Genomic DNA, 21,626 nt, shown 5'->3' on the forward strand with positions numbered 1-21,626 from the left:
CGGAGGTTACGCGCGGCGGCGGCGCACGACCGCGAAGCCGATGCCGCCCGCCAGGACCGCCAGCAGCGCGACGGCCGACCCGGCGGGCATGCCCGAGTCGTCCGGCCCGCCGGCCGCGGTGCCGCCGCCGCCGGTGTGCGGGGCCTTGGTGCTGACGGGCTTGCGGGTCGTGGTCGGCCTGGCGCTGGGCGTGCCGTCCGCCACGATCCGCAGGTCGGCCGTGCCGGTGTCGTTGGTCCCCTCGCAGCGGGCGTTGACGTCGTAGACGCCGGGCTTGACGCCGTCGGCGACCGTGGCCTGCCCGCGGACCCACGGCCGGGGTGTGGGCGTGGCGGTGCCCTGGGGGGCGGGGGTGGGGGTCACCAGGATGGGGTCGAGCGTGACGGGGGTGCGGAAGATCTCCGAGGAGGCGGTGCCCCGGTGCTCGGGACCGCCCTGGGGGATCGGGCAGTTCGCCAGCACCCAGACCTTGTCGCCCGCCTTCGCCCGGGCGGGCTGGAGCTGGATCTCGATGTCGACCCGGCCGGCGGCCGTCACGGAGGCGGCGGGCGAGGAGGTCGCCGCGGCGTTCTCCGTCTCCGGCTCCGCCGTGCAGCCGGTCATCCCGATCAGGGCGATGGCCCCGAGAACAGCGACACGCTTGACCCTTGGCACCGTCGCACTCCACTCCGCAGTCCGGCCGACGACCCTCGGCTGACACGACTTCCCGCCTGTTCCCCATTAAACATGGGCAAGCCCGTCAGAGTCGATCATCAGACATGATGATCTATACCAAGGGGGAGGGAACCGTCTCCCAGCGGGCGCCGACCCCGCGGAGCCGTACCGTGCGCTCGTCGTCCGCCTCGCCCCGGTCGATGCGGATCTCCAGCCGGTCCTCGGTGAGCCCCTCGACCAGGCCCTCGCCCCACTCGACGAGCGTGACGGAGTCCTCCAGGGAGGCGTCCAGGTCCAGGTCGTCGACCTCCAGGTCGCCGCCGAGCCGGTAGGCGTCCACGTGCACGAGGGCGGGACCGTCCACCAGCGAGGGATGCACCCGGGCGATCACGAAGGTCGGCGAGGTGATCGGGCCGCGTACCTTGAGCCCCTCGCCGATGCCCTGGACCAGGGTCGTCTTGCCCGCGCCCAGCGGCCCGGAGAGCACCGCCAGGTCCCCCGGCCGCAGCAGCCCGGCCAGCTCCGCGCCCAGTTCCCGCATCTCCTCGGCGGTCGCCACGATCCTCACCGTCCGCACTCCCCTCTGCTCATGCCACCGCTCACGTCACCGCTCATGCCACCGCTCACGTCACCGCTCATGCCACCGCTCATGTCGCGGACGGCCGCTCCTCCGGCGGGCCGGGCTACTGCTCCGCGGCGTCCGCGGCGTCCGCGGCCACCCGCTTGAGCAGGTCGCGCAACGCGTCGTTGACCGCGCCCGGCCGCTCCAGCTGCACCAGGTGCGAGCTGTCCGGCACCTCGGTGTACCACGCACGCGGCAGGGCCGCGGCCATCGCCTTGCTGTGCTCGACCGGGGTCAGCCAGTCGCCGTCGCCGACCACGATCGAGGTCGGCACGCCGTCCAGGACGCCCAGCGCGCTCAGTTTGTCGTGCGACATCAGCGCCGGGTAGAAGTCCGCGATCACTTCGAAAGGGGTGGAGCGGATCATCGACTCGACGAAGTCGACCACGGTGGGGCTGACGTTCTCGGAGTCGCCGAAGCCCAGGTGGCGCAGGACCAGGAAGGCCACGTCGCTGCCGGCCTGGCGGCCCTTGTCCACCAGCGAGCCCCGGCGGCCGAGCAGCGCCACCGTACTCGGAGTGATCATGTGCACCGCCTTGGAGAGCAGCGCGGGCAGACCCAAAGAGACCTCGGCCAGCTTCCCGGCGGAGGTGGAGATCAGCGAGACGCCCTTGATCCGGTCGCCGAACAGCTCGGGGCGCCGGTCGGCGAGCGCCATGATCGTCATGCCGCCCATGGAGTGGCCGACGAGCACGCACGGGCCCGGGACCAGCTCCTGGAGGACCTCGTACAGGTCCTCGCCCAGCCGGTCGATCGTGGAGTCGTCGACCCGGGTGCGCTGCGAGCGCCCGTGGGAGCGCTGGTCCCACAGCACCAGGCGGTAGGAGTCGCGCAGGTCGCGGCGCTGGTAGTGCCAGGAGTCCAGGTTGAGGGTGTACCCGTGGCAGAGCACCACGGTCAGCGGGGCGTCCTCGGGCCCGTCGACCTCGGCGTGCAGGGAGACGCCGTCGGAGGCCGTGATCGTGACGGGCCTGCCGCGCAGCTCACCCAGCGGCTCGCTCGCCTCCAGGTCGGGACGGAGCCTGATCCTGCCCACGGCGTACCGCTTGGCGAAGGCGGCCGCCGCCACTCCGGCGGACGCCGCACCGAAGACCGCACTCGCGATCCCGACCCTGCGTCGTGTCGTGGTAGCCATCGCGCACCCCCTTTACCGGTAAACGCGCGGTACGCGTGAACCGATCCCGGTCACGATCTCATACGTGATCGTGCCGAGGGAATCCGCCCATTCCTGCACGGTCGGCTCACCCCGTGAACCGTCGCCGAACAGGACCACCTCGTCTCCCTCCGTCACCGGGTCGTCTCCCACGTCGATCACGAACTGGTCCATGCAGACCCGACCGGCGATCCGCCGCCGGCGGCCTCCCGCGAGCACCTCCGCCCGGTTGGTGGCGTGCCGAGGGATGCCGTCCGCATACCCGAGGGGGACCAGACCAAGCGTGGTTTCACAATCTGTGACATAAAGGTGCCCATAGGACACTCCGGAACCCTCAGGCACCCGCTTGACCAGCGCGAGCCGCGCCACCAGCGTCATCGCCGGACGCAGTCCGAAATCCCCCAGCTCCGGGACGGGGCTCAGGCCGTAGAGCGCGATGCCCGGCCGGACCATGTCGTAACGGGCCCGCGGGAGCGCCAGGGCCGCCGCGGAGTTGGCGATGTGCCGGATCACGTGCGAGCCCGCGGCCCCCGCCTTCTCCGCCACGGCCAGCGCCTCGTCGAACGCGTCGAGCTGGGCCGCGACGGACGGGTGTCCCGGGACGTCGGCGCAGGCGAGGTGCGACCAGAGACCGGTGATCTCCACCGTCCCCTCCGCCTGCCGGGCCAGCGCCCGGTCCAGCAGCGCGGGCCAGTCCGCGGCGGTCGCCCCGCCGCGCCCGTTGCCGGTGTCGGCCTTCAGGTGCACCCGGGCCGGACGCCCGGCCCGGCCCGCCGCCTCCGCGATCTCGTCCACCAGCCACGGCGCGCCCGCCGCCAGCTCCACGTCCCCGGCGACGGCCTCGGCCAGCGGCTCCCCCGGCGGGATGAGCCACGACAGGACCGGCGCGGCGACGCCCGCGGCCCGCAGCGCCAGAGCCTCCCGCACGGAGGCGGTGCCGAGCCGGTCGGCGCCGCCCTCCAGGGCCGCCCGCGCGCAGGCCGCCATGCCGTGCCCGTACCCGTCCGCCTTGACCGTGGCCATGACCTGGGCGCCGGACGCCCGGCTCCGCAGCAGCGCGGTGTTCGCCCGGATCGCCGAGAGGTCCACCCGCGCCTCGGCAGGGGTCATCGGGAAGCTCATCCTTCCAGTTTGGCAGCTCCGTCCCGGTGCCGGAGCCCGTTCACCACCCGCCTGATCACGCCCGGGAGCGCCTCGGCGACGTCCCCGGCGGCCAGCGGCCCGTCCTGCCCGGCGACGCCGTGCAGGTACGCCGCGCACGTGGCCGCGTCGTAGCAGTCCAGCCCGGCCGCCAGCAGCGCGCCCGCGAGCCCGGCCAGCACGTCGCCGGTGCCGCCGGTGGCCAGCCAGGGGCTGCCGGTCGGGTTGACCCGGACCGGCCGGCCCTCCTGCGCCACCAGCGTGGTCGAGCCCTTCAGCAGCACGGTCGCGCCCAGTTCCGCGGCGGCCCGCCGTACGTGCTCCAGCCGCCGCGCCTCGATCCGCGCCCGGTCCACGCCCAGCAGCCGGGACAGCTCGCCCGCGTGCGGGGTGAGCAGCACCGGGGCCCCGCGCCGCAGCAGCGACCGGTCCTCGGCCAGCAGCGTCAGGCCGTCGGCGTCCACCAGCACCGGCAGATCGCTCGCCAGCACCGAGCGGGCCAGCGCGAACGCGCCGGAGTCCGTGCCGAGGCCGGGCCCGAGCACCCACGCCTGCACCCGTCCCACCCCGCCGACCCCCTCGCCCGGCGCCAGTTCGGTGACCACCGCCTCCGGCCAGCGGGCCCGCACCCCGGCCACCGGCTCGGCGGCCCCCGCGTAGCGGACCATGCCGGCCCCGCCGCGGACCGCGCCCCCCACGCACAGCACCGCCGCCCCGGTGTAGCGGCGGCTCCCGGCCGCGATCCCCACGACCCCCCGGCGGTACTTGTCGGAGCGGGCGTCCGGCCTCGGCAGCAGCGGCGCGACGTCCGCACCGGTCGGCGCGGTCACGCCGGCGTCCGGCAGGTACGGCCCCAGCCCGATGTCGACCTGTTCCACCCGGCCCGCGTGCCCCGCGCCCGGGTCGATCAGCAGCCCGGCCTTGAGCGCCCCGAAGGTGACCGTGACGTCCGCCCGGAACGCCTCGCCCCCGACCCGCCCGTCACTCGCGTCCACCCCGCTCGGCACGTCCACCGCGACGACGGCGCCGGAGGCGCTCACGGTCTCGGCGGTGATCCGCGCCAGCGTCGCGTACGGCTCCCGCAGCGCGCCCGTCCCGCCGATGCCGACCAGTCCGTCCACGACCAGGTCCGCCGCCCCGGTCAGCGCGCGGACCCGCTCGAACCGGCCGTCCGACGGGCCGGTGCCGATGCCGGTGCCGGTGCCGGGTGGGACGGTGCCGGGTGGGACGGTGCCGGTGCCGGTGCCGGTGTCCTGCAGGACGGCCGCACCGCCCGCGGAGGCGTCCCCGGCGTCCGGCACGGGACCGCTCCGCAGGTCGAGCACCCGCCCCCCGGCCCGGCGCAGGGCCGCCAGCCCGGCCGGGTGCGCCCGTGACCCGGCCAGGACCGCGTCCACCCGCGCGCCGCGGGCCGCCAACCGGGCCCCGGCGTACAGGGCGTCGCCGCCGTTGTCGCCGCCGCCCACCAGGAGCACGACGCGCGAGCCGTACACCCGGCCGGCCGTGCCGCCGAGCATCCGGGCGCAGACCGCCGCCAGCCCGGCGGCCGCGCGTTCCATCAGCGCACCCTCGGGCAGCGCCGCCATCAGCGCCGCCTCGGCCGCCCTGATCTGGTCAGAGGTGTATGCCGTCCGCATTCCGCCCAATCTACGGGGCCCGGCCCTCCGCGATCACGTAGGCGACGGCGACGCCGCCGTCGTGGGTCAGCGAGACGTGCCAGCGGACCACGCCCAGGGCCACGGCGACCTCGGCGGCCCGGCCGGTCACCCGCAGCTCCGGGCGGCCGTGCTCGCCGGTCACCACCTCGGCCTCCGCGTGCAGCAGGCCGGGCGGAGCCCCCAGCGCCTTGGCGACGGCCTCCTTGGCCGCGAACCGCGCGGCCAGGGACTCCAGCCGCAGACCGCGCTCCCGCTCGGTGAACAGCCGCGCCCGCAGCGCGGGCGTCCGCTCCAGCGTCGCCCCGAACCTGGCCACGTCCACGACGTCCACGCCGATTCCCACGATCATCCGCCCAGGCTAGTGCGGGTGCGCGCCCGGCCGTCCGCCGTGCGGGGCCGGCGCTCGCGGGCGGCCGGTGCGCACCCGCCCGCCGTGCGGGGCCGGCGCTCGCGGGCGGCCGGTGCGCACCCGCCCGCCGTGCGGCGCCGGCGGTCACGGGCGGCCGGTGCGCACCCGCCCGCCGTGCGGCGCCGGCGGTCACGGGCGGCCGATGCGCACCCGCCACACGCTCGGCCCGGACTCGGCGTAGTCCCAGGTGAACTCGCCCGGGTGCTCGGCGGCGAACTGGTAGTAGAGGGGCTTGGGGTCGTGGTCGTTGACCAGGACGAACGCGGCGCCCGTCGGCAGCTCCGCGAACGTGGCGAAGATCTGCGCGTGGCGCTGGGCCGGCACCAGGCGGCGCACGTCCAGTTCCCCGACGGCATCCCCCACGGCGTCCCCCACGGCGTCCCCGACGGTGCCCGGGCCCTCCTCCGCCGCGGGTTCGCGGGCGCCGCACCCGCAGCCGCCGCACCCGCAGCCCTGCTCGGGGGCGGGCTCGCCGAGGATCTCGTGCATCCCGTCGAGCAGGGCGGCGAGGTCGACCCCGGCGGCGGCGAGGGCCGGCAGCAGGATGTCGTTCTCCTTCTCCAGGTGCGACTGGAACAGGGCGTTCAGCGCCGCGGCGGCACTCACGACCTCCCCCGTGGTGCTCGCCTTCTCCAGCTCGGCGACCAGATCCGTCAGGACGACGTGCTCCCTGCTCATCGCCCGCACCAGCAGCTCGGTCTCGGGCAGGCCCGCCGCGACGCGGTACAGCGTCTCCTCCTCCGCCGCCGCGTGCGGGAGCACCTCCTCGACGCAGAAGGCGACCAGCACCGCGTGCCGGGCCGTCGGCGACGCCAGCCGGTCGACCGAGCGCGCGATGGTCACGGTGTGGTCGGACATCGTCCGGCCGAGCTGGTCGTGGTGGGCGCGGATCGTCGCCAGCACGGCGCCCTGCGGGTCCTCACCGGTCGGATCGGTCATCGGACTGCGCTCCTTGTCTCGCCTCCGGCCTGCAGGCCGGGGGGCGTACGGATTCCCGGGTGGGCCCGGGGCCTTTCGGCGGCCGGGAGGCCCTCCGCCGGTCGGCGGGCGGCCTCCCGCCGCTACGGGGTGAACAGCGGGGTGCTGAGGTAGCGCTCCCCGGTGTCCGGGAGGACCACGACGATCAGTCGGCCCTCGTTCTCGGGCCGGGCGGCGAGGGCGGTGGCCGCGCTCAGCGCCGCGCCCCCGGACACCCCGGCGAGGATGCCCTCGGTGCGGGCCAGCCGGCGGGCGTCGTCGCGGGCCGCGTCCACGCCGACCCGGACCACCTCGTCGTAGACCCCGGTGTCCAGCACCTCGGGCACGAACCCGGCGCCCAGGCCCTGGATCCCGTGCGGCGCCGCGGTACCGCCGGACAGCACCGGGGACTCGGCGGGCTCGACCGCGACCACGTGCACGCCCGGCTTCTTCTCCTTGAGGAAGCGGCCCACCCCGGTGACGGTGCCGCCGGTGCCGACGCCCGCGACGAGCACGTCGACCTCTCCGGCGGTGTCCGCCCAGATCTCCTGCGCCGTGGTGCGCAGGTGCACGTCGGGATTGGCCGGGTTGGCGAACTGCTGCGGCATGAACCAGCCGTGCTCGGCCGCCAGCCGCGCCGCCTCGGCCACCGCGCCCTTCATCCCGGCCGCGGCCGGGGTGAGGACCAGGTCCGCGCCGTACGCCGCGAGCAGGGCCCGGCGCTCGACGCTCATGCTCTCCGGCATGGTGAGCGTCAGCCGGTAGCCCTTGGCCGCGGCCACCATGGCCAGGCCGATCCCGGTGTTGCCGCTGGTCGGCTCGACGAGGTGGCCGCCGGGGGCGAGGTGTCCCGCGTCCTCGGCCGCCTCGATCATCGCCCGGGCGATGCGGTCCTTGACGCTGCCGCCGGGGTTGGCGGATTCGAGCTTGGCGACCAGGCGGCCGGGCAGGTCGACGCCGAAGCGCGAGAGCCGTACCAGCGGGGTGCGGCCGATGAGGGACAGGACGTCGGGGTGGATCGCGGTCATGGGAGTCGTCTCCTGGTGGTCGGCTACGGGAGGGGCGCGGGGCGGGCGGCGGGCACGGCGACGCCGTCGGCGGGAGCGGCGACGACGGACGGCGGGGCCGACACCCGGGCCCCGGCGGGCACGTCCCCCAGGACCAGGGCGTGGGCGCCGATCACCGCGTCGTCGCCGACGTGCACGCGGCCCAGGACCGAGGCGCCCACCCCCACGGTGACCCGGTCGCCGAGGACCGGGTGGCGGGCGGCGCCCTTGCCGTCGGACCGGAACCCCCGGCCGCCGAGGGTGACCCGGTGGTAGAGCGTGACGTCGTCGCCGATCACCGCGGTCTCGCCGATGACGACCCCGGCCCCGTGGTCGATGAACAGCCGGCGTCCGATGCGCGCGCCGGGATGGATCTCGACGCCGGTCAGGGCGCGGGCGAGCTGCGAGACCAGACGGGGCGCGAAGGGCACGCCGCGGCGGTGCAGCCGGTGGGAGAGGCGGTGGACCCACACCGCCCACAGTCCCGGGTAGAGCACGGCCTCGACGGCGCGTGGACCGTACAGGGCGGGATCGCGGCGGCAGGCCGCACGGAGGTCTTCGAGCATGGCGGGGCGTCCTCGGCGAGGTTCGGCGGTGGGCGGCGCCGACCGGCCGGGAAGGGACCGGCCGGCACCGGAGGGTGCGGCGTCAGGCCGCGGGACACCGCTCGTCGAAGACGCTGCGGACGTGGAAGCCGGTCATGGGCGTCGCGAACCGCGAACCGGCCAGGCTGCGGAGCGGACGCGTATCGGACATGCCTGAAACGCTAGGTGCGCCGGCGCGTCGGCGGAACCGGCACAGGTCACCCCGCCGAAGGACTTTCGGCCCTGGTCTCACGGCCTTGCGACCCTGCTGACGCCTCACGCCGGTCTCACGGCCTTGCCCCGCTCATGTCCACCCGTTCCCGCACATTCCTGTCGCCCGCCCATCCCGGCCTTCCGGCCGCCCCGGTCCCTCCCGCCGCGCCGGCGGGGGCTCGGTCTCCGGGGAGTGCACGGTCCTCAGGGGCGGGGACGACCGTGCACCTCCCGGGGACCGAGCCCCCGCCGGGGATCGGGCGCCCTGCGGGCGGCTCAGCCTCCGGAGACGGACGGCTCAGGGGTGATGCGGTCCCAGGCCGCGATCGGCAACATGATGATCGACGCGGGGAACAGTCCGTGCTCCTCGCGGTCGATGTGGTGGTGCAGCTTCCCGATCGCCTCCAGCACGACGGCCCAGTCCGGGTCCTGCCGGTCGATCCCGCCGAACACCCCGTGGATGTCGTCGTGCTCGGCGCAGAGCCGGTCCACCTCCTCCGCCAGCGACCCCTCTTCGCGCAGCTCGGCGAAGAGTCCGCTCTCCTCGGTCGCGGTGTGCGGGAGCAGCTGGGCGAGCAGCTCGTCGAGGAGCGTCCCCGCGTCGCCGTACCGGCTCTCGTTGATCGCCCGGCGCAGCGCCCCGGCGGTCTCCTCGATCTCCCAGTGCTCCTGGGAGAGCCTGCCGATCAGCGGGAAGTCCCGGCAGCCGCAGTAGTTGCACATGGTGTGGCCCCTCGGTTCCAACGTGTCGCTCCAGGATGCCCGCCGCGGCCCCCGCCCCGGCAGAGGAGGCGGTCCCGCACCGCTAGGGCCGTTGGTCCACTCTGCGCCCGCCGCCGCCCGCCGCCGCCCGCCGCCCCGGCGGGCGGCGCGTCGGACCCTAGAACCCGCCGCGCTGCCAGGGGCCCCAGATCGCGAAGCTGGCGCCCCGGGAGGACTGCACGTTGACGTAGAGGGTGCGGCCGCCGGGACCGAAGGTGGAGCCGGCGAACTCGGCGCCGGAGTCCCCCGCGACGGGGGCCAGCAGGGCGAAGTCGAAGATCCCGCCGTGCCGGGTCAGGCCGCGCAGGTAGTTGCCCTCGCCCCCGTCCTCGCACAGCACCAGGGTCCCCCGGGGACTGGTGGTGACGTTGTCGGGGAGGTCGAGGACGACCGAACCGGGGGACTCGTAGACCAGCCGCAGCAGGCCGCTCCACGTCTCGTACGCCCAGACCTGCCCCCGCCCCTTGCCGAACCCGTCGGGCGGGGTGTCCCCGGGGGCGGTCGCGCCGCCCTGGGTGGAGACGAAGTAGATCGTGCCGTGGTGGTGGACCGCCCCCTCCAGCCGGGAGAACAGCGCCGCGCCCCCGGCCCGGCCCTGGCTCCCGACGGCCTGCATCGCGATCTCGTAGCCCGGCGTGCCGGTGAACTCCGGATCGGGGTCCTCGATGTCCACCCAGGCCGTCTGGTAGGTGGCGCCGGCGGGCTGGCCGAGCGAGAGGTCCTTGCCCGGCTCACCCCGTACGGCGAGCATCTGCAACCGGCCGCCGTCCAGGATCCGCCCGGCGCGCAACGGGTTCTGCGGCGGCAGGTAGCGGTAGAAGCCCGAGGCGAAGGCGAAGTTGTCCTCGGTGAGGTAGATCGCCCCGCTCGACGGGTCGAACGCGGCCGACTCGTGCGAGAACCGCCCGGCGCTCCGGATCGGCCCGCCCGCCCGGCCGTCGAGGGGGACCTCGAAGATGTAGCCGTGCCTGCGCTGGAGCCTGCCGTTGTCCTGACCGGTGTGGTCGTTTCCGACGTCCGGCCCGTTCACGGTCTCCTCGCAGCTCACCCAGGCGCCCCAGGGCATCGGCCCGCCGGAGCAGTTCATCTGGGTGCCGGTCAGGCTGGGCCCGGACCGGAGCACCCGGCCGTCGCCGGTGACCTGGAGCGTCGCCGTACCCCCGCCGGCCGCCGGGTCGTAGGCCTTCGCCGGATCGCCGAACGCGCCGACGGGACCGTTGACCTCATGGTTGCGGATCAGGATCGCGGTCCCGCGCGGCCCCCGGAACGCGGCCATGCCGTCGTGCTTGCCGGGGGTGACCGTGCCGTCGGTGAACGCCTCGCCCGCCGGGTTGAACGAGCGGTACCGGAACCCCTCCGGCAGGTGCAGCCGGACCACGCCGTCCCGCTCGTCGGGGACCGGGGTCAACGGCCCGTACCCCCCCGCGCGGCGGAGTTCCCCGCTCCGCCCGGCCCGGGCGACCCCGGCGAACGGGCCGGCCACCCCGGCCGCGGTGAGTGCTGCCGACCCTGCGAGGAAACGACGACGGTCCATGACGCGACTCCTTGCGTTCGAAAGGTTCACGACACGTTAATCACGAGTTGTCGATCAGTCATAGAGCACATCTCGACAATCGGCCGGGCCCGGCCGGAAACCCCGGCGGAGCCCGGCGGCGAGGCGCATCCGACCGGTCAGTAGGCTTGCGGGCTATGGCAGTTGGGTGGGACGCGGCCGTGCCGTACGTGGAGCTGAGCCGGGAGCAGTGGAGCGAGCTCCGCAAGAACACTCCCCTCACGCTCACCGAGGGCGAGCTGGAGGAGCTCCGGGGCGTCGACGACCCGATCGACCTGGCCGAGGTGACCGACGTCTACCTGCCGCTGACCCGGCTGCTCAACCTGCACTTCACCGGCGCCCGGCAGCGCAACGCGGCGGTCAGCACCTTCCTCGGCGCCGGGCGGGAGCCCGCGCCGTACATCCTCGGCATCGCCGGGAGCGTCGCGGTCGGCAAGTCCACCACCGCCCGGCTCCTGCACACCCTGCTGGCCCGCTGGCCCGAGCACCCCCGGGTCGAGCTGATCACCACCGACAGCTTCCTGTACCCGAACAGGGTCCTCGCCGAGCGCGACATCATGCACCGCAAGGGCTTCCCGGAGAGCTACGACCGGCGGGCCCTGGTCCGGTTCGTCGCCGACGTCAAGGCGGGGCTGCCCGAGGTGACCGCGCCGGTCTACAGCCACCTGGAGTACGACATCGTGCCGGGCGCCGCGCAGACCGTGCGCCGGCCGGACATCCTCATCGTCGAGGGCCTCAACGTCCTGCAGCCCGCCCCGCCGACCGCGCTGGCGGTCAACGACTACTTCGACTTCTCGATCTACGTGGACGCCAAGGTCGAGCACATCCGCGACTGGTACGTCGACCGGTTCCACAAGCTCCGCCGCACCGCCTTCGAGGACCCCAAGTCCTACTTCCGGCACCTGGCCGAGATGTCGGACGAGGAGGCCACGGCGTTCGCCAGGGACGTCTGGCGCGACATCAACGAGCGCAACCTCGTCGAGAACATCGCCCCCACCCGGGGCCGCGCCGGCCTCGTGCTCCGCAAGGGCGCCGACCACTCGATCCGCCGGGTACGGCTGCGCCGCGTCTGACCCCGGCCCGCGTCAGGGTTCCCCCTGACCTACGGACGAGGGGCGGGTCGTCCGGACGGCCGAGGCGGAAGGCTCCCCCGGTCGATAGTGTCCGATCATGACTATCCTCGCCACCAAGGGGCTCAGCAGGCGGTTCCCCCGGGTGACGGCACTCGACCGGCTCACCGTCGCCGTCGGCCCCGGGGTGACCGGACTGGTCGGCGCCAACGGCGCGGGCAAGTCCACGCTCATCAAGATCCTGCTGGGCCTGCTCGAACCCTCCGAGGGGACCGCGCAGGTGCTCGGCATGGACGTGACGGCGCAGGGCGCCGAGATCCGCCGGGTCGTGGGCTACATGCCCGAGCACGACTGCCTGCCCCCCGACCTGTCGGCCACCGAGTTCACCGTGCACCTGGCCCGGATGTCCGGGCTGCCGCGCACCGCCGCCCGCGAGCGCGCCGCCGACGTGCTGCGCCACGTGGGACTGTACGAGGAGCGCTACCGCGCGATGGGCGGCTACTCCACCGGCATGAAGCAGCGGGTCAAGCTGGCCCAGGCCCTCGTGCACGACCCGAAGCTGGTCTTCCTGGACGAGCCCACCAACGGGCTCGACCCGCAGGGCCGCGACGAGATGCTCGCCCTGATCCGCCGGATCGGCACCGAGTTCGGGATCAGCGTGCTGGTCACCTCCCACCTCCTCGGCGAGCTGGAGCGGATCTGCGACCACGTCATCGTCATCGACGGCGGCACGCTGCTGCGCTCCTCCGCCATCTCCGAGTTCACCCAGTCCACGCAGACCGTCACGGTCGAGGTCGAGGAGGGCCGGGACGCGCTCGCCGCGCGCCTGGCCGAACGGGGTGAGACCGTCACCGCCGCGGGCCGCACGCTCCTGGTCGAGGTGCGCGCCCCGCAGACCTACGACACGCTCCGCGACGCCGTCTGCGACCTCGACCTCTGCCTCATCCGCATGGAGCAGGGCCGCCAGCGCATCGAGGACGTCTTCAAGGAGCCCGCCGATGTCTGACCCGTCCCCCGCGACCCCGAGCCCCGGCGCCCCCGCGGGCGTCATCCACGACATCGGGTACCGCCACTACGACGGTCCGCGCACCGGGCGCGGGCCCGCCGCCGCGGCCCTGGCGGTGCACACCCTGCGCGGGGTCTTCGGCCTCGGCCGCCCGGCCCGCGCGAAGATCATCCCCTTCCTGCTGGCGGGCGTCATGATGCTGCCGGCCGTGGTCTCCATCGCGGCCATGGCCGCGATCCAGCAGCGGGCCACCGGCTACACCGAGTACGCGGTCATCATGCAGGCCGTACTCGCGATCTTCCTCGCCGCGCAGGCGCCGTACACCGTCGCGCCCGACCTGCGCTTCCGCGTGCTGCCGCTCTACCTGTCACGCCCGGTGACGCTCCGCGACTACGTCGGGGCGAAGCTGGCGGCGATGACGGTCGCGATGCTCCTGCTGCAGGCCGTGCCGCTGACCACGCTGTTCATCGGGGAACTGGTCGTGGACATGCCCGGTCCCCCGCGCACCGCCGAGTACCTGGCGAGCATGGCGGGCGCGGTCGGCAACGCGGTGCTGCTGGCCTGCATCGGGGTGGCGGTCGCCTCGTTCACCCCCCGGCGCGGCCTCGGCGTCGCCGCGGTCATCTCGCTCTACCTGCTCGCCTCCGGCGTCTCGGGCGTCGTCGCCGCGACGATGGAGGCGACCAACCACTACGACGCCGCCGCCTGGGCCTGGCTGATCAACCCGTTCTTCCTCGTGGACGCGGCCGTCCAGGTCGGGATCTTCGGCGCCGAGCCCTCCGGCCCCGGCGCCTACCCGACCGGGATCGGCGTGCCCGCCGCGATCACGATCATGCTCGGGCTGATCGCACTCTCGGTGACCGCCCTGGTCATCCGCTACCGGAAGGCGGCCTCGCGATGAACCTCGAACTGGCCCAGGTCTCCCGCTGGTACGGCAACGTGGTGGCGGTCAACGACGTCACCATGACCATCGGCCCCGGTGTCACCGGCCTGCTCGGCCCCAACGGCGCGGGCAAGTCCACCCTGCTGCACATGATGGCCGGCTTCCTCGCCCCCTCGGGCGGGACCGTGACCCTCGACGGCACCACGGTCTGGCGCAACCACGAGATCTACCGCTCGATCGGCCTGGTCCCCGAGCGCGAGGCCGTCTACGGCTTCCTCACCGGCCGGCAGTTCGTGCTCTCCAGCGCCAGGCTCCACCGCCTGCCCGACCCGGAGGGCGCCGCGGGCAAGGCGCTGGCGCTGGTCGAGATGGAGGCCGCCGCCGACCGCAGGATCGAGACCTACTCCAAGGGTATGCGCCAGCGGGTGAAGGTCGCCGCGGCGCTGGTGCACGACCCGAAGGTGCTCCTGCTGGACGAGCCGTTCAACGGCATGGACCCGCGCCAGCGCATGCACCTGATGGACCTGGTCCGCTCCATGGGGGCCGAGGGCAGGACCATCCTGTTCAGCTCGCACATCCTGGAGGAGGTGGAGCGCGTCGCCCAGCACATCGAGGTCCTGGTCGCCGGCCGGCACGCCGCCTCCGGCGACTTCCGCGAGATCCGCCGCCGGATGACCGACCGGCCGCACCTGTTCCGGGTCCGCTCCAGCGACGACCGCCGCCTGGCCTCGGTCCTGATCGCCGACGCCTCCGCCGGGTCCGTCTCCCTCACCGAGACGGGACTGGAGGTCCGCGCGGTGGACTTCCGGCGCTTCACCCGGCTGCTGCCCCGCCTGGCGCGGGACGCGGACGTGCGGCTCTGGCAGATCTCCCCCGCCGACGAAGACCTGGAGAGCGTCTTCTCCTACCTGATCAACAGGAGCAGCTGACTTGACTTTCTCCCCACGGCTAAAGCCGGGGGATTCCACCCCTCGCGGGTTGGGTTTCCTGCTTCACAGCCGACCGCACCCGGGAAGACCCGGGGTGTCTCACGTCAGCTCCACAGGCGGACACGGCAAGACCTGCCGCCAGGATGTTCTTCGCGGCGTTGACGTCCCGGTCATGCCGGGTGCCGCAACCCGGGCACGTCCAGTGCCGGGTGTTGAGCGAGAGCGCGGCAAGCAGGTGCCCGCACGCGCTGCACGTCTTGCTGGAGGGGTACCAGCGGTCGATCACGATCAGGTGGCGGCCGTACCGGGTCGTCTTGTACTCCAGCAGGCGGCGGAACTCGCCCCACCCGCAGTCGGAGATGGTCCGGGCCAGGGACCGGTTGCGGACCATGTTCTTCACGGCCAGGTCTTCGATCACGATCACGTCGTGGTCGCGGACCAGTCGCGTGCTGGTCTTGTGAAGGAAATCCCGGCGGGCGTCGCGGACCTTGCGATGTGCCCGTGCGATCTTGGCCCTGGCCTTGGCCCGGTTCGCGCTGCCGCGCTGTTTGCGGGCCATGCGCCGCTGGTAGCGGGCCAGGTTGCGGGCCTTGCGCTCCAGGTGACGCGGGTTGGCGATCTTCTCGCCGTCGCTGGTGACGGCGAAGTCCTTCACCCCGAGATCCACGCCGACCGCGGTCCCGGTCGCCGGGGTCTGCTCGGGGTCGGCCACGTCCACGGCGAGGGAGACGTACCAGCGCCCGTCCGGGTCACGGGACACCGTCACGGTGGAGGGGGTGATCGTGGCCGGGTCCACGTCCGGCCACGACCACACGAACTTCAGCGGTGTGTCCGTCTTCGCCAGCCACAGACGGCCATCGCGCCAACGGAACCCGCTGCGGGTGTATTCGGCGCTCTGACGACCGGTCCGGGACTTGAAGCGCGGGTAGCGGGCGCGGCCCTCGAAGAAGTTGACGAACGCCCGCTGCTGGGTGCGCAGCACCTGTTGCAGCGGAACCGAGGACACCTCGTTCAGCCAGGCGAACTCCTCGGTGCGTTTGAGCTGGGTGAGGAAGGCGTTGGCCTGCGGCACGTTCGTGGATTCCTGCTCGGCGTGCCAGCGGCGGTGCCGCCAGGCGAGGGTCTGGTTCCACACCACGCGCACGCAGCCGAACGTGCGGCTGAGCATCGCCGCCTGTTCGGGAGTCGGGTAGGCCCGACACTTGTACGCCGTTCTCACACCCAAGATCTTAGCAGGAGCCGGTGTTCCTGCTTAATGTCATTCCGTCTTGGCGGCGGCCTGACGTTCCCGATGCCGCTACGCGGCCGGTTCGCTTTTCTCCCCGGGGCTGAAACCCGGGGTTTCCCGCGAAAGGAAATTCGATGAACGGCGTCATCGCCGAGATCTCCTACCGGGCGCTGCTCGGCCGCCGCCGGGTCTGGCTGCTCGTCCTGCTGCCCGTAGTGCTGCTCGCCCTGGCCGTCCTGCTGCGCGTGGTCGACGCCGGCGGCGAGCGGGCCGCGGTCATGCTCCTGCAGACCTTCGCCGTCGGCACCATGCTGCCGCTGCTGGGACTGATCGCGGGCACCGGCGTGATCGCCCCGGAGATCGAGGACGGGACGGTCGTCCACCTGCTGGCCAAGCCGATCTCCCGGCCGGTGATCGCGCAGACCAAGTTCCTGGTCGCCGCCTCGATCGTCGCCGTCTTCGCCTCCGTGCCGACCTTCGCCGCCGCCTACCTGCTGGTCGGGCTGGAGTCCGGGGTGGCGTCGGGCTTCGCGCTGGGCGCCCTGATCGGGGGCCTCGCCTACGCGGCGGTCTTCATGCTGCTGGGCACGGTCACCCGGCACGCCGTCACGATCGGCATCGCCTACGCGGTGATCTGGGAGGGCGTGGTGGGCAACTTCGTTCCCGGCGCCCGCCGGTTCTCCATCCAGCAGTGGGCCCAGACGGTCGCCGACCAGGTCTCGTCGTCCGCCTTCCTCCGCACCGAGATCACGCTCGGCTTCGCCGTACCGGCCCTGCTGCTCGTCACGGTCGGGGCCGTCGTCTGGGCGGGCCGGCGCCTGCGGAGCTTCTCGCTCACCGGCGACGAGTGAGCCCCGCGCCCTCCCCGGCCGGCCCGCCGCCCGGGGAGGGCGGCCGGCCCGGGTTTGGTTAGCATGCGCAGATGCGCGCGACGATGGCGGCACTGGCGGGCAGGACGAACCCCCACGCGGTGGACGCGGTGCTCGCCGTCGCGCTCACCGCGTTCACCCTGGTGTGGCAGGCGAACGACCGCAGCGGCGGGTGGCGGGAGCCGGACGCGGTCTCGGCCGCGCTGACCTGCGCGGCCAACCTCCCCGTCGCCGTGCGCCGGCGGACCCCGCTGCTCGTGGTCCTCGTCTGCGCCGCCGCCTCGGCGGTCCACCACGCGCTGGGCTACCAGCCCAGCGCGAACAACTTCTCCTGCCTGTTCGCCCTCTACACCGTCGCCGTCCAGCGCCCGCTGCCGGCCATCCTCGCCGGGGCGGGCCTGGCGACGGCGCTGTGGTGGTGGGCCGCGGTCATGGCCTCAGGCGGCGCGGTGCTGCTCAACACCGCCCAGGGCCTGGCCTTCACCGTGGCCACCTGCGCGTTCGGGCTGGGCAACCGCAGGCTCGCCGACCGCAACCGGCGCCTGGCCGAGCTGACCGAGCAGCTCCGGCAGGAGCAGGAGGACCGCGAGCGGCGGGCGGTCACCCGGGAGCGGGTGCGGATCGCCCGTGAACTGCACGACATCGTGGCCCACCACATCTCGGTGATGTCGGTGCAGGCCGGGCTCGGCGCCTACGTCGTGGACTCCGACCCCCGGACGGCCCGGGAGACGCTGACCACGATCGCCGACACCGGCCGCGAGGCCATGGCGGAACTGCGCCGGCTGCTGTCGCTGCTCCGCCTCGACGGGGACGGCGACGGCGCCGAGGAGACGTACGCCTTCACGCCCGGAGTCGAGCGGCTGGGCCCGCTCGTCGAGCGACTGGGGACCGCCGGCGTGCCGGTGGAGATGCGGATCACCGGCACGCCGCAGCCCCTGCCGCCGGGACTGGATCTGTGCGTCTACCGGATCGTCCAGGAATGCCTCACCAACGTGCTCAAGCACGCCGGTCCCGCACGCGCCGAGGTGACCCTGGCCTACCGCGCGGACGAGCTGACGGTGCGCGTCGCCGACGACGGCCGCCCGGCCGCCCGGCCCGGCGCGCCCCGCGGGCACGGTCTGATCGGCATGGCCGAACGCGTCAGGCTGTACCGGGGGACCATCGGCCACGGTCCCCGGCCCGGCGGCGGCTTCGAGGTCGTGGCGGCGTTCCCGCTGACGCCGCTCCCCGAGGAAGAGCGCTCCGCGGCCCCGTGACGCCCGTCCGCGCATCCCGCGACGGCGGTCGGCGGTCGGCCGTAGCGCTCCGGAGGCTCGCCCCCCCGGATCGTGCACGGGGTACGGCGCGCAGGGAACGCGTACGGCCCGCGCACCGGGCGCGGGTCCCGGACAACGCGTACGGCCCGCGCACCGGGCGCGGGCCGCAGGGGACGTATCCGCCGCACCGCGCTTCGCGCGGACGGGGGCGGGGGCGGGGAGCAGGCGGTCAGGCCGGGAAGTCCTTCGGGTTGACGCCGCTGGTGCGGGCGTTGCCGCCCTTGACCGGGTTGAGGGTGAGCGTCCAGATGGTGGCGCTGGAGGAGGTCGTGGTGAACCTCAGCCGGTCGTCGAACTTCTGGTAGGAGGCGCCCCGGGCGAACCGGCCCTTGGAGACGCTGAACCGGTAGCCGCTGGTGAAGAAGATCCGGTAGGTGCCGTCACGGACGTCGTTGACCTTCGCGGTCGACCGGGCCCGGACGTAGACGCTGATCGCCTTGCTCTTCCCGCGGACGAGGGTGACGACCGCGTCCCTGGACGTGCCGTTCTTGACCTTCAGGACGCCCTGACCACCGCTGATGCGGTCGTAGAGGATCCTGCCGTTGCGCGGCCGTGCCGCCGCCGTCGTCGCCGTCCCGGCCGACTCGGACCAGGAGACCGTCGCGGTCGTGGAAGGCGTGGCGGCACCGGCGGGCGCGGCGGTGAAACCGGTCAGAAGGGCGGAGGCAAGGACCACTCCGGCGAGGGGACGTAGAGAGACCATGGCGACAAATATGTCGAACCAGCGGTCGGCCCGTCAACGCGGCCCCGTCTCCCGGGAACGTTCCGGAGCCCTTCCGCCGGAGCGGGACCGGCCCCCCGCGAAGGGCGCCGGTCCTGCTCACGGGGGTCACCCGCAGGCCGTACGGACGACGTCCGCCAGGCGGTCCGCCAGGTGCTCGGCCTGTTCCGCCGAGGCCGCCTCGACCATGACCCGGATCATCGGCTCGGTGCCGCTCGGCCGGATCAGCACCCGGCCGGTCTCGCCGAGCTCCGCCTCCGCCGCCGCCACCGCCGCGGTCAGCTCCGGCACCGAGGCCTTCGCGCGGTCCACGCCCTTGACGTTGACCAGCACCTGCGGGAGCCGGGTCATCACCGAGGCCAGCTCCGCCAGCGGCCTGCCCTCGCGGACCACGGCCGACAGCAGGTGCAGCGAGGTCAGCAGCCCGTCCCCGGTGGTGGCGTGGTCGAGCATGATCACATGCCCGGACTGCTCGCCGCCGAGGGTGTAGCCGCCCTCCCGCATGGCCTCCAGGACGTAGCGGTCGCCGACCGCGGTCTCGATCACGTCGATCCCGGCGTTCCGCATCGCCAGTTTGAAGCCCAGGTTGGACATGACCGTGGCGACGACGGTGTCACCCGCCAGCCGGCCCTCGGCGTGCATGGCCACGGCCAGCACGGCCATGATCTGGTCGCCGTCGACCACCTCTCCGGTGTGCGCCACCGCCAGGCAGCGGTCGGCGTCGCCGTCGTAGGCGATCCCGACGTCCGCGCCGCGGGAGACCACGATCTGCCGGAGCTTGTCCAGGTGGGTGGAGCCGACCCCGGAGTTGATGTTCAGCCCGTCGGGGCGGGCGCCGATGGTCTCGACCTTCGCCCCGGCCCGGATGAGCGCCTCGGGGGCCACCACGTGGGCGGCGCCGTGGGCGCAGTCGAGGACGACGTTCAGGCCGTCGAGCCGGCCGGGCAGGGTGGACAGCACGTGGGAGACGTAACGGTCGGCCTCGCCGTACGCCTCGCGCACGCGGCCGACCGCGGCGCCGACGGGGCGGTCCCACTGCTCGCCGAGGCGCTGCTCGATCTCGGTCTCCACCGCGTCGGGCAGCTTGAAGCCGCCGCGGGTGAGGAACTTGATCCCGTTGTCCGGGGCGGGGTTGTGGGAGGCGGAGATCATCACGCCCATGTCGGCTCCGAGAGCCGTGGTCAGGTACGCGACCGCCGGGGTGGGCAGCACGCCGAGCCGGAGGACGTCCACGCCCGCCGACGCGAGACCGGCGACCACCGCCGCCTCCAGGAATTCTCCTGAGGCGCGGGGATCGCGGCCCACGACGGCGATCGGGCGGCCCGGTGAGGAACCGGGCCGCCCGTCGGCGGCGCTGAACGCCCCGGCGTCGCCGAGGACATGAGCTGCGGCCACGGACAGGTCCATGGCGAGCTCGGCCGTGAGGTCGCGACCCGCGACCCCACGTACCCCGTCGGTGCCGAAAAGGCGCCCCAACTTAACGCTTGCTGTACTGGGGGGCCTTACGGGCCTTCTTGAGACCGTACTTCTTGCGCTCGGTGGCGCGGGCGTCACGGGTCAGGAAGCCGGCCTTCTTCAGCGGCGCGCGGTTGACCTCGACGTCCAGGACGGCCAGCGCACGGGACAGGCCCATGCGCAGGGCGCCGGCCTGGCCGGTGACGCCGCCGCCGTCGATGCGGGCGATGACGTCGAACTGGTCCTCGGCGCCGAGCGTCACGAAGGGCTCGTTGACGATCTGCTGGTGGACCTTGTTCGGGAAGTAGACGTCAAGCGGGCGACCGTTGATCGTCCACTTGCCGGTGCCCGGCACGATGCGCACGCGGGCGACGGCCTCCTTGCGGCGGCCGGTGCCGTACGAGTTGCCCACGGTGATGGGCTTGCGCACGGCCTCGCCGCCGGCGGCGGCGGAGGACTCGCTGGTGTACTCGGAGGGGAACTCCTCCGCGTTGTAGTCGTCCAGCTCGCCCTCGACGGGCGTCTCGACACCGGTGGGCTCAGCCACGGTTCTCCTCAAACTTTCCTACTCGGCGCCGGCCGTCGGCCGGCGCTGCTGCGGATGGGCAGCTCGTACGACTACTGGGCGATCTGGGTGAGCTCGAACGGCACCGGCTGCTGAGCCTGGTGCGGGTGCTCGGAGCCGGCGTAGACCTTGAGCTTCTTGATCATCTTCCGGCCGAGGGCGTTCTTGGGCAGCATGCCCTTCACGGCCTTCTCAACGGCGCGGTCGGGACGCTTGTCCATGAGCTCGGCGTAGGTCACGGAACGCAGACCGCCGGGGTAGCCCGAGTGACGGTAAGCCTTCTTCTGCTCCAGCTTGTTGCCGGTCAGCGCGATCTTGTCGGCGTTGATGACGATGACGAAGTCGCCGGTGTCGACGTGGTTCGCGAAGATCGGCTTGTGCTTACCGCGAAGCAGGATCGCGACGTGGCTGGCCAGCCGGCCGAGCACGATGTCGGTGGCGTCGATGACATACCACTGACGCTCGACTTCAGCAGGCTTGGGTGTGTACGTGCGCACGGTCGTATGCCTTCTTTGATCGCATCTCGGCGCTGTCGGAGGCGACAGCGACATGGTCGGTAGGTGCGGGCGCACGACAGCCCGGACCTTCCGTCTCCCTAGATGCGAGGAGATGACGCCGGACGCGCCGCGTATCGGTCTGCAGAGGAGACCGATTCGCACACAACGAATATGCAGAATACAGGCCTGGAGGAGAGAGGGTCAAAACGACACCGCCCCGGACCGGCCTTCCCGGCCAGTCTACCGTGCGGGGGGAGGGCGGGACGGCCGTCCGGCCGACACCGGGCGGCGCCCGGCCGAACGTTTGCAACTCGTTCCCGACATTCCCTTCTTCACC

The 21,626-nt window shown here is 73.5% G+C and carries 22 protein-coding genes; 6 read left to right on the forward strand and 16 right to left on the reverse strand.

Annotation, left to right across the window (positions count from 1 at the left end):
- Nucleotides 1-6: 6 nt before the first annotated feature.
- The 11 genes from HS045_RS05050 to HS045_RS05100 form a co-directional block, all read right to left on the reverse strand.
- Nucleotides 7-654, reverse strand: a complete 648-nt coding sequence (locus tag HS045_RS05050; RefSeq protein WP_196449987.1) for a hypothetical protein — start codon at nt 652-654, stop codon at nt 7-9.
- Nucleotides 655-766: 112 nt separating this feature from the next.
- Nucleotides 767-1,222, reverse strand: coding sequence for a tRNA (adenosine(37)-N6)-threonylcarbamoyltransferase complex ATPase subunit type 1 TsaE (tsaE, locus tag HS045_RS05055; protein ID WP_307827387.1), 456 nt, complete (start codon nt 1,220-1,222; stop codon nt 767-769).
- A 115-nt stretch (nt 1,223-1,337) separates the two neighbouring features.
- Nucleotides 1,338-2,411: an alpha/beta fold hydrolase gene (locus tag HS045_RS05060; protein WP_196449988.1), complete on the reverse strand. Its 1,074-nt coding sequence runs from the start codon at nt 2,409-2,411 to the stop codon at nt 1,338-1,340.
- A 12-nt stretch (nt 2,412-2,423) separates the two neighbouring features.
- The gene (alr, locus tag HS045_RS05065; RefSeq protein WP_230883440.1) at nt 2,424-3,551 is read right to left on the reverse strand and encodes an alanine racemase; all 1,128 of its coding nucleotides are present in this window, start codon (nt 3,549-3,551) and stop codon (nt 2,424-2,426) included.
- Nucleotides 3,548-5,206: an NAD(P)H-hydrate dehydratase gene (locus HS045_RS05070; RefSeq protein ID WP_196449989.1), complete on the reverse strand. Its 1,659-nt coding sequence runs from the start codon at nt 5,204-5,206 to the stop codon at nt 3,548-3,550. Before HS045_RS05070 ends, alr begins: the two co-directional genes overlap by 4 nt.
- A 10-nt stretch (nt 5,207-5,216) precedes the next feature.
- Nucleotides 5,217-5,576 (reverse strand): holo-ACP synthase, encoded by a 360-nt coding sequence (locus tag HS045_RS05075; protein WP_196449990.1) that lies wholly within the window; start codon nt 5,574-5,576, stop codon nt 5,217-5,219.
- A gap of 189 nt (nt 5,577-5,765) precedes the next feature.
- Nucleotides 5,766-6,575, reverse strand: a complete 810-nt coding sequence (locus tag HS045_RS05080; protein WP_196449991.1) for a DUF2249 domain-containing protein — start codon at nt 6,573-6,575, stop codon at nt 5,766-5,768.
- 122 nt (nt 6,576-6,697) lie between these two features.
- Nucleotides 6,698-7,621 (reverse strand): cysteine synthase A, encoded by a 924-nt coding sequence (gene cysK, locus HS045_RS05085; protein WP_196449992.1) that lies wholly within the window; start codon nt 7,619-7,621, stop codon nt 6,698-6,700.
- 23 nt (nt 7,622-7,644) lie between these two features.
- On the reverse strand, nt 7,645-8,205 hold the full coding sequence (gene epsC, locus HS045_RS05090; protein WP_196449993.1) for a serine O-acetyltransferase EpsC: 561 nt from the start codon (nt 8,203-8,205) through the stop codon (nt 7,645-7,647).
- A gap of 507 nt (nt 8,206-8,712) precedes the next feature.
- The gene (locus HS045_RS05095) at nt 8,713-9,180 is read right to left on the reverse strand and encodes a hemerythrin domain-containing protein (RefSeq protein WP_230883441.1); all 468 of its coding nucleotides are present in this window, start codon (nt 9,178-9,180) and stop codon (nt 8,713-8,715) included.
- A gap of 136 nt (nt 9,181-9,316) precedes the next feature.
- On the reverse strand, nt 9,317-10,732 hold the full coding sequence (locus HS045_RS05100) for a PhoX family phosphatase (protein ID WP_196449994.1): 1,416 nt from the start codon (nt 10,730-10,732) through the stop codon (nt 9,317-9,319).
- Nucleotides 10,733-10,887: 155 nt separating this feature from the next.
- Here HS045_RS05100 and coaA point away from each other — a divergent pair, with 155 nt between their 5' ends.
- The 4 genes from coaA (at nt 10,888) to HS045_RS05120 (ending at nt 14,638) form a co-directional block, all read left to right on the forward strand.
- Nucleotides 10,888-11,823, forward strand: coding sequence for a type I pantothenate kinase (gene coaA / locus HS045_RS05105; protein WP_196449995.1), 936 nt, complete (start codon nt 10,888-10,890; stop codon nt 11,821-11,823).
- 97 nt (nt 11,824-11,920) lie between these two features.
- A complete protein-coding gene (locus HS045_RS05110; RefSeq protein ID WP_196449996.1) occupies nt 11,921-12,826 on the forward strand; it encodes an ABC transporter ATP-binding protein in 906 nt (301 codons plus the stop codon).
- Nucleotides 12,819-13,727 (forward strand): ABC transporter permease, encoded by a 909-nt coding sequence (locus tag HS045_RS05115; protein ID WP_196449997.1) that lies wholly within the window; start codon nt 12,819-12,821, stop codon nt 13,725-13,727. The genes HS045_RS05110 and HS045_RS05115 overlap by 8 nt, the downstream gene beginning before the upstream one ends.
- Nucleotides 13,724-14,638, forward strand: coding sequence for an ABC transporter ATP-binding protein (locus tag HS045_RS05120; protein WP_196449998.1), 915 nt, complete (start codon nt 13,724-13,726; stop codon nt 14,636-14,638). The genes HS045_RS05115 and HS045_RS05120 overlap by 4 nt, the downstream gene beginning before the upstream one ends.
- Nucleotides 14,639-14,657: 19 nt before the next feature.
- On the opposite strand, the gene HS045_RS05125 is transcribed toward HS045_RS05120, so the two are convergent.
- Complete coding sequence (locus tag HS045_RS05125; protein WP_196449999.1) at nt 14,658-15,857, reverse strand: RNA-guided endonuclease TnpB family protein; 1,200 nt, start codon at nt 15,855-15,857, stop codon at nt 14,658-14,660.
- Between the two features lie 143 nt (nt 15,858-16,000).
- Here HS045_RS05125 and HS045_RS05130 point away from each other — a divergent pair, with 143 nt between their 5' ends.
- Nucleotides 16,001-16,717, forward strand: coding sequence for an ABC transporter permease (locus tag HS045_RS05130; protein ID WP_196450000.1), 717 nt, complete (start codon nt 16,001-16,003; stop codon nt 16,715-16,717).
- A 71-nt stretch (nt 16,718-16,788) separates the two neighbouring features.
- Complete coding sequence (locus HS045_RS05135; RefSeq protein WP_196450001.1) at nt 16,789-17,991, forward strand: sensor histidine kinase; 1,203 nt, start codon at nt 16,789-16,791, stop codon at nt 17,989-17,991.
- Between the two features lie 229 nt (nt 17,992-18,220).
- On the opposite strand, the gene HS045_RS05140 is transcribed toward HS045_RS05135, so the two are convergent.
- The 4 genes from HS045_RS05140 to rplM form a co-directional block, all read right to left on the reverse strand.
- Nucleotides 18,221-18,754 (reverse strand): hypothetical protein, encoded by a 534-nt coding sequence (locus HS045_RS05140; protein ID WP_196450002.1) that lies wholly within the window; start codon nt 18,752-18,754, stop codon nt 18,221-18,223.
- A gap of 126 nt (nt 18,755-18,880) precedes the next feature.
- Nucleotides 18,881-20,248, reverse strand: a complete 1,368-nt coding sequence (gene glmM, locus HS045_RS05145) for a phosphoglucosamine mutase (RefSeq protein ID WP_196450003.1) — start codon at nt 20,246-20,248, stop codon at nt 18,881-18,883.
- Nucleotide 20,249: 1 nt separating this feature from the next.
- Nucleotides 20,250-20,774 carry a 30S ribosomal protein S9 gene (rpsI, locus tag HS045_RS05150; protein WP_068896564.1) on the reverse strand — a complete coding sequence of 175 codons (525 nt, stop codon included), beginning with the start codon at nt 20,772-20,774 and terminating at the stop codon, nt 20,250-20,252.
- 71 nt (nt 20,775-20,845) lie between these two features.
- The gene (rplM, locus tag HS045_RS05155; RefSeq protein ID WP_196450004.1) at nt 20,846-21,289 is read right to left on the reverse strand and encodes a 50S ribosomal protein L13; all 444 of its coding nucleotides are present in this window, start codon (nt 21,287-21,289) and stop codon (nt 20,846-20,848) included.
- Between the last annotated feature and the right edge of the window lie 337 nt (nt 21,290-21,626).

The sequence above is a fragment of the Planomonospora sp. ID82291 genome, from assembly GCF_015711645.1.
Classification (GTDB): domain Bacteria; phylum Actinomycetota; class Actinomycetes; order Streptosporangiales; family Streptosporangiaceae; genus Planomonospora.

What these genes read in the sequence shown, in the direction of transcription:
- alr (WP_230883440.1), bottom strand. Translation starts at nt 3,551, where the DNA reads ATGAGCTTCCCGATGACCCCTGCCGAGGCGCGGGTGGACCTCTCGGCG.
- HS045_RS05135 (WP_196450001.1), top strand. Translation starts at nt 16,789, where the DNA reads ATGCGCGCGACGATGGCGGCACTGGCGGGCAGGACGAACCCCCACGCG.
- HS045_RS05100 (WP_196449994.1), bottom strand. Translation starts at nt 10,732, where the DNA reads ATGGACCGTCGTCGTTTCCTCGCAGGGTCGGCAGCACTCACCGCGGCC.
- HS045_RS05130 (WP_196450000.1), top strand. Translation starts at nt 16,001, where the DNA reads ATGAACGGCGTCATCGCCGAGATCTCCTACCGGGCGCTGCTCGGCCGC.
- HS045_RS05075 (WP_196449990.1), bottom strand. Translation starts at nt 5,576, where the DNA reads ATGATCGTGGGAATCGGCGTGGACGTCGTGGACGTGGCCAGGTTCGGG.
- epsC (WP_196449993.1), bottom strand. Translation starts at nt 8,205, where the DNA reads ATGCTCGAAGACCTCCGTGCGGCCTGCCGCCGCGATCCCGCCCTGTAC.
- HS045_RS05140 (WP_196450002.1), bottom strand. Translation starts at nt 18,754, where the DNA reads ATGGTCTCTCTACGTCCCCTCGCCGGAGTGGTCCTTGCCTCCGCCCTT.
- HS045_RS05070 (WP_196449989.1), bottom strand. Translation starts at nt 5,206, where the DNA reads ATGCGGACGGCATACACCTCTGACCAGATCAGGGCGGCCGAGGCGGCG.
- HS045_RS05060 (WP_196449988.1), bottom strand. Translation starts at nt 2,411, where the DNA reads ATGGCTACCACGACACGACGCAGGGTCGGGATCGCGAGTGCGGTCTTC.
- HS045_RS05080 (WP_196449991.1), bottom strand. Translation starts at nt 6,575, where the DNA reads ATGACCGATCCGACCGGTGAGGACCCGCAGGGCGCCGTGCTGGCGACG.
- coaA (WP_196449995.1), top strand. Translation starts at nt 10,888, where the DNA reads ATGGCAGTTGGGTGGGACGCGGCCGTGCCGTACGTGGAGCTGAGCCGG.
- cysK (WP_196449992.1), bottom strand. Translation starts at nt 7,621, where the DNA reads ATGACCGCGATCCACCCCGACGTCCTGTCCCTCATCGGCCGCACCCCG.
- HS045_RS05110 (WP_196449996.1), top strand. Translation starts at nt 11,921, where the DNA reads ATGACTATCCTCGCCACCAAGGGGCTCAGCAGGCGGTTCCCCCGGGTG.
- HS045_RS05120 (WP_196449998.1), top strand. Translation starts at nt 13,724, where the DNA reads ATGAACCTCGAACTGGCCCAGGTCTCCCGCTGGTACGGCAACGTGGTG.
- HS045_RS05115 (WP_196449997.1), top strand. Translation starts at nt 12,819, where the DNA reads ATGTCTGACCCGTCCCCCGCGACCCCGAGCCCCGGCGCCCCCGCGGGC.